This is a genomic window from Mesorhizobium sp. M7A.F.Ca.MR.362.00.0.0 (genome assembly GCF_004023175.1).
Lineage (GTDB): Bacteria > Pseudomonadota > Alphaproteobacteria > Rhizobiales > Rhizobiaceae > Mesorhizobium.
The window spans coordinates 1-5,491 of sequence record NZ_RZTF01000413.1; the positions used below are offsets into that span (position 1 = coordinate 1).

The window sequence follows — 5,491 nt, forward strand, 5'->3', positions numbered from 1 at the left end:
ACTATTCCCAGGTCAAGGCGATCGTCGCCGACACGTCCAGCCTCGGCTACAACGACATGACGGACGGCAGCCGCGGCACCTTCTCGTCTTCCATGGCGACGATCTCGGCCGCCCGCAACGCGATCAAGATCCTGCGCGAGCGCGCCGCGCAGATGTGGGACATTGCCGTCGACGACGTGGTCTGGGAAAAGGGCCACGCGATCGCCAAGGGCGAGAAGCACGGCAATCTCGGCAAGCTGTCGCTAAAGGAGATCGCGGTCGAGTCGGGCAAGACCGGCGGCCCGATCGCCGGCCACAGCGAACTCGTCGCCGATGGCGCCGGCGTCTCCTTCGCCACCCATATCTGCGATATCGAGGTCGATCCCGATACCGGCGCTACCAGGGTCATCCGCTACACGGTCGTGCAGGATGCCGGCAAGGCGGTGCACCCGACCTATGTCGAGGGCCAATACCAGGGCGGTGCCGCGCAAGGCATCGGCTGGGCGCTCAACGAGGAGTATATCTACGGCAAGGACGGGCGGCTGCAGAATGCCGGCTTCCTCGACTACCGCATCCCGGTCTGTTCGGACCTGCCGATGATCGACACGCAGATCCTCGAAATCCCCAACCCCAACCACCCCTACGGGGTGCGCGGCGTCGGCGAGACGTCGATCGTGCCGCCGCTGGCGGCGATCGCCAATGCGGTGTCGAATGCCGCTGGCGTACGCATGACGCACATCCCGATGTCGCCGCCGCGCATCCTGGCGGCGATCGAGGCGGAACGGGAATGGTCGAAGTAACGCTCTGGGGCTCGCTCGCCGCGACCGCCGGAGGCCAGAGCAAGGTCGAGATCGAGGCCAAGGACATAAGGGAGCTGTTCAGGAAGCTGGCTGAACAGTATCCCGGCCTCGAGCCCTTGATCGACAAGGGCATCGCGGTTGCGATCGACGGGACGATCTATCGCGATACGTGGTCGAAGAAGCTGCCGCAGGGGGCGGAGATTTTTCTGCTGCCGCGGTTGGCGGGGGGGTGATGGGACAGCTGACAGGGTAAAAAGTACACTGTCACCGTAATTCTAAGAAGGCCAAAAACCGCTGTTGGATTCGACCGGGAGGAGGGTCTGATTTGCGCCTCATGCCGGTCATCGCCACGGCTCATCGCCTCTTCTCACGAGCGGACATCTTCGCGACTAGGCTGAAGCTCGCTCGGCGCCGAGAACCGCAGCGAATGTCATGGACTCGATGGTCCGCCCTCTCATCTTTCCGTCCGCCCACCGCATATGCGCGACGTCGAAACTCCGGGAAGGATTGCGTTGGAGCGGCGCTGATCAGACTGGCTGCGCCTCTTCAGTGTGGCGTGCGTTCCAATGGCGCAGCAGGACCGGGACGAAAAGCGCCACGCCGAGTAGCGAGGAATAGAGTTCGGGTGCCACCAGAAGCAGGGCGGCGAACACGAGCAGCACGTTTTCCCATGGGCGTGTGCGCACCAGAAGGTAGCGCGATAGCGCGGCGCCCAGGCAGGTGATGCCCAGCACGCAGCCGAAAAAGGCGAGGAAGAAGTTCGGCCAGGTGAAATCCTTCGTCACCAGCAGCAAGGACGGTGAGAAGACGAACACGAAAGGAACCAGTGCCTTACCCATCCCCAGCCGGAAGGCGGTGTTGCCGGTCTTGAACGGGTCCGCCCCCGCCATGCCAGCGGCGGCGTACGCCGCCAGCGCCACCGGTGGTGTGATGTCCGCCAGCAGTCCGTAATAGAACACGAAGAAGTGAGCGACGATCGGCTCGGTGCCGAGCATAACAAGCGCCGGCGCCGCGATCGTCACCATAATGATGTAGTTCGCGGTCGTCGGGATGCCGCAGCCCATCAGGATGCAGACGACGCCAGTCATGATCAAGGTGAACAATAGGGTCAGACCCTGGGCCGAGAAGATCGCCTCAGGGATGAAGGTGCCGAAGAGAAGGGAAAGGTGTCCAGCCGTCGATGTGACGATGTAGGACAGCTTGAAGCCCACTCCGGTCAGGGTGACGACGCCCACGACGATGCCGACGGTTGCGGCGGCGGCTCCGACTGCGAGCGCATATTTGGCGCCGTCGCGCAGGCACATCACGATGTCGGCGACAGACATGCGCCGGCGCGGATTGAGCAAGCCGACGAGAATACACAAGGTGATGCCCCAGAAGGCGGCCATGTAGGGCGTGTAGCCCGAGAGCAGCACGCCGATGAGGACGACGAGCGGGATGATCGTCGGCCAGTCCCGCTTCAGCGCCTCGACGACATCGGGCATCTCGTCCGGCCTGAGCCCCCTAAGGCCGGTTCGCTTGGCCTCGAAATGCACCTGCATGAACACGCCAAAGAAGTGCATGAAGGCGGGCACGATGGCGGCAAGGATGATGGTCGTGTAGGGTAGTTCGAGAAATTCGATCATCAGGAAGGCCGCTGCGCCCATGATCGGCGGCGTCACCTGACCGCCGGTCGAGGACGCCGCTTCCACCGCTGCGGCGAAATGTTTCTTGTAGCCGAGCTTGATCATCGCCGGGATGGTCAGCGAGCCGACGGTAACGGTGTTGGCGACCGACGAGCCGGAAATCATGCCGAACAGCGCCGAGCCGAAGATCGACACCTTGGCGGGACCGCCGGCGTAGCGGCCGGCGACCCACGCCGCGCAGTCGAGGAAGAGCTGGCCGAGGCCAATGCGGGTGGCGAAGACGCCGAACAGCACGAAGTGGAAGACGTAGGTGGCGACGACGCCGAGCGCGATGCCGTAGATGCCCTGCGTCGTCAGATAAAGGTGATCGACAAGCTGGGAGACGGACGCGCCGGGGTGCACTAGAATGCTCGGCATGTACCGCCCCAACAGCGCGTAGGCCATGAAGACGACGGCGATGATGGGCAGCGGGATGCCGACGGAGCGGCGCGTCGCCTCCAGCAGAAGCAGGATGAGGATAAGGCCGAACACCACGTCGAGCGCCGTGGGATTGCCGACGCGGAAGGCAAGGTCGTCGAGCGGGATCATAGGCACGTGCATGACGACGACGACCGCAGCGATCGCCAGCAGCCAGTCGAAAAGGGGTATGCCGAGCGGCCGCAGGAGGCTGGACCGCGCGGGCTGGTCGTAGCTTTTCTTCACCAGCGGGAAGACGAGGAAGATCAGCGCCAGCACCATCGACAGGTGGATACCCCGGTGCAACATTTCCTGCAGCAGGCCGAAACCGGCGGTGTAGTAGTGAAACAGTGACAGCGCCACCAGGAGGAAGCCGACCAGCCAGCCCGCGACACGGGTCAGTGGCCGGAAGCGGATTTCGGAGTCGAATTTCTCCTCCAGTTCGCGAGCGTTCTCCTCATCGAACTCCATTGCGGAAAGCTTGATCTTGTCGTCATCGCTCATGGCCGGTTCCGTGTCCTGAATTTCCAGACAAAAGAGGCGGAAAGCATCCCTTCCGCCTCGTTGTTGTCAGCCGGGTCCAAATGGCTATTATTTCAGGGTGCCGACTTCCTTGTAGAATTTCTCTGCGCCGGGATGAAAAGGAATGCCGGCGCTGGTAACCGCGTTCTGGAGCGTGATCAGCTTGCCCTTGGCGTGGCCTGCCTGCAGGGCCTTTTGGGTTTCGTCGCTGTAAAGCGACTTGACGATCTTGTAGACGAGGTCGTCGGTCTGCTTGGCGCTGGTCACCCATTGAGCGGCGACGGAAATGGTCTTGGTTTCGCCGACATTTTTGTAGGTGCCTTCCGGCACGGTGTCGGTGGAGAAGAACTTCTGCTCGGACAGCAGCTTGTCGGCCTCGGGGCCGGTGATCGGCACCAGCGTGATGTTGTTGGTGGTGGCAAGCTCAACGATGGCGCCGGTCGGATAGCCGCCGACGAAGAAATAAGCGTCCATGGCGCCATCCTGCAGCCGCTCTCCGGCCGGGCCAGGCTTGAGATATTCGGGCTGCACGTCCTTTTCAGCCAGACCGTAAGCGCCAAGCACAAGTCGCGCATCGACGATGGTGCCGGAGCCCGGCTCGTCAAGAGAGACGCGTTTGCCCTTGAGATCCGCCACCGACTTAATGCCGGCGTCGGCGCGCGCGACCAAATGGATCGTCTCGGGATAAAGCGTCGCGATGAGGCGCAGGTCATCAATCTTGGGCTTGCCCTCGTAGAGGCCGGTGCCCGAATGCGCCCAGTAGGCGACGTCGGATTGCGTGAAGCCCGATTCGGACGCTCGCGACTGGATGGCGCTGATGTTGGCTACCGAACCGTTGGAGGACGTGGCGGTGGCGACCAAGCCTTCGACGCCGGCCGCGCCGGTTGCCGAGATGGCGTTGGCGATCAGGCCGCCCACCGGATAGTAGGTGCCGGACGTTCCGCCCGTGCCGATGCGGAAAAACGCCTGCTGCGCGCGTGCCGGCGAAAATCCGGCCGCAGCCAGTGCCAGAGCGCCCGCGCCTATGGAAAAGGTGCGGCGGTTGATCGAAATAGTCATGCTACCTCCCAGTCTAAAGACGGCAGGATGTTGCAGCGGCCAAGGTGTTGTCAACCTGTACGCGCTTTTTGAGAGCGGATCGGTCCTCGCGGGCTGGGGCTGTCGGCTGTTGCTGGCCGTGGCGCATCCTCAACAGGTGCAAATTTTGAAGAAGCACCAAAATTCGATCTGAAGCTTCATCATTGGTTGAACGGCAGTAGTTCGCATCCTTGCGCCAAAAAGCTGCCTGTCTGAATTCGGCCCAAACGCAGCCATTCACCTCAACCCGCTCCTATCTCTCCTCCACAATCCTCAAATAAGCCGCCGTCACGAATAGCACGATCAGCCCGAACAAGATCCGCCTTGCCCCCTCCGGCATTTGCAGGATGGTCAAGAGCGTCGTCAGCACGGTCAGGATCAGCGCGCCGATGATGGTGCCGGTGTAGCCACCACGGCCGCCGAAGATCGAGGTGCCGCCGATCACGGCGGCGGCCACCGAGGGCAGCACCAGCGGTTCGGCGAGCGACAGCGATGGGCCTTGATCAGGCCAATATAGCGCAGGCGGGTGATGCCGGCGAGCACGCTGGAGATCACATAAGGCCCAACGGCGGCTCTCCATCACTCGCTTCGCAGCCCCGGCCTTTTGCCCGGAAGGCGCCGCCAAGGCTATGGATACTTCGTCGGCCGCACCCCAGGGTTCAAATTGCCCTGCAGTTCCTTCGGCAGCGGCAGGCTTGAGCATTGCAGGTGCACCTCGCGGGCGAACAGCTTTCGTTGCTTCTGCTCATGCTCCTTGATGGCTGCGACGAGCCCCATCGAGTATGGACCAAGCAAGACGCCGAAACCCCACCCCGGATGCTCCTTCTCGCGAACCTGGTAATCGGAAGCCGCCCTGCGGGCCTGCTGGCATGCCGGCGAAGCCCATTTCTGGTCCTGCTGCGAAAGCGACGCCTCATAGTCGACCGGGGAGGTCGCGCATCCGGTCACTGCCGCAGCCAATGCGAGGCAGATTGCGATTCTCATCCGAAGCCTCTCCTAAGCCTTGTGCAGGGCCTGCATAGACCTCTTCAT

Annotated in this window: 5 protein-coding genes and 1 pseudogene; 2 read left to right on the plus strand and 4 right to left on the minus strand. The window is 62.7% G+C overall.

Annotated features, from left to right (window positions below; genetic code table 11):
- The coding region (locus EOC06_RS31610; protein WP_145968063.1) for a xanthine dehydrogenase family protein molybdopterin-binding subunit at positions 1-779 on the plus strand (779 nt) is incomplete at its 5' end.
- On the plus strand, positions 767-1,012 hold the full coding sequence (locus EOC06_RS31615; RefSeq protein WP_128309635.1) for a MoaD/ThiS family protein: 246 nt from the start codon (positions 767-769) through the stop codon (positions 1,010-1,012). The genes EOC06_RS31610 and EOC06_RS31615, both read left to right, overlap by 13 nt.
- 294 nt (positions 1,013-1,306) lie before the next feature.
- On the opposite strand, the gene EOC06_RS31620 is transcribed toward EOC06_RS31615, so the two are convergent.
- From EOC06_RS31620 to EOC06_RS31635, 4 genes and pseudogenes are all read right to left on the minus strand, one after another.
- Positions 1,307-3,364, minus strand: a complete 2,058-nt coding sequence (locus EOC06_RS31620; protein WP_128309636.1) for a TRAP transporter permease — start codon at positions 3,362-3,364, stop codon at positions 1,307-1,309.
- Between the two features lie 87 nt (positions 3,365-3,451).
- Positions 3,452-4,441 (minus strand): TAXI family TRAP transporter solute-binding subunit, encoded by a 990-nt coding sequence (locus EOC06_RS31625; protein ID WP_128309637.1) that lies wholly within the window; start codon positions 4,439-4,441, stop codon positions 3,452-3,454.
- 271 nt (positions 4,442-4,712) lie between these two features.
- Positions 4,713-5,017 (minus strand): annotated as a pseudogene (locus tag EOC06_RS31630) (ABC transporter permease); the annotation flags it as partial.
- 69 nt (positions 5,018-5,086) lie between these two features.
- Entirely contained in the window at positions 5,087-5,443 is a 357-nt protein-coding gene (locus EOC06_RS31635) for a hypothetical protein (protein WP_128309638.1), read from the minus strand.
- Between the last annotated feature and the right edge of the window lie 48 nt (positions 5,444-5,491).

Excerpts from the sequence above, each read along its gene's own strand:
- EOC06_RS31615 (WP_128309635.1), top strand. The coding sequence starts at position 767 with ATGGTCGAAGTAACGCTCTGGGGCTCGCTCGCCGCGACCGCCGGAGGC.
- EOC06_RS31620 (WP_128309636.1), bottom strand. The coding sequence starts at position 3,364 with ATGAGCGATGACGACAAGATCAAGCTTTCCGCAATGGAGTTCGATGAG.
- EOC06_RS31625 (WP_128309637.1), bottom strand. The coding sequence starts at position 4,441 with ATGACTATTTCGATCAACCGCCGCACCTTTTCCATAGGCGCGGGCGCT.
- EOC06_RS31635 (WP_128309638.1), bottom strand. The coding sequence starts at position 5,443 with ATGAGAATCGCAATCTGCCTCGCATTGGCTGCGGCAGTGACCGGATGC.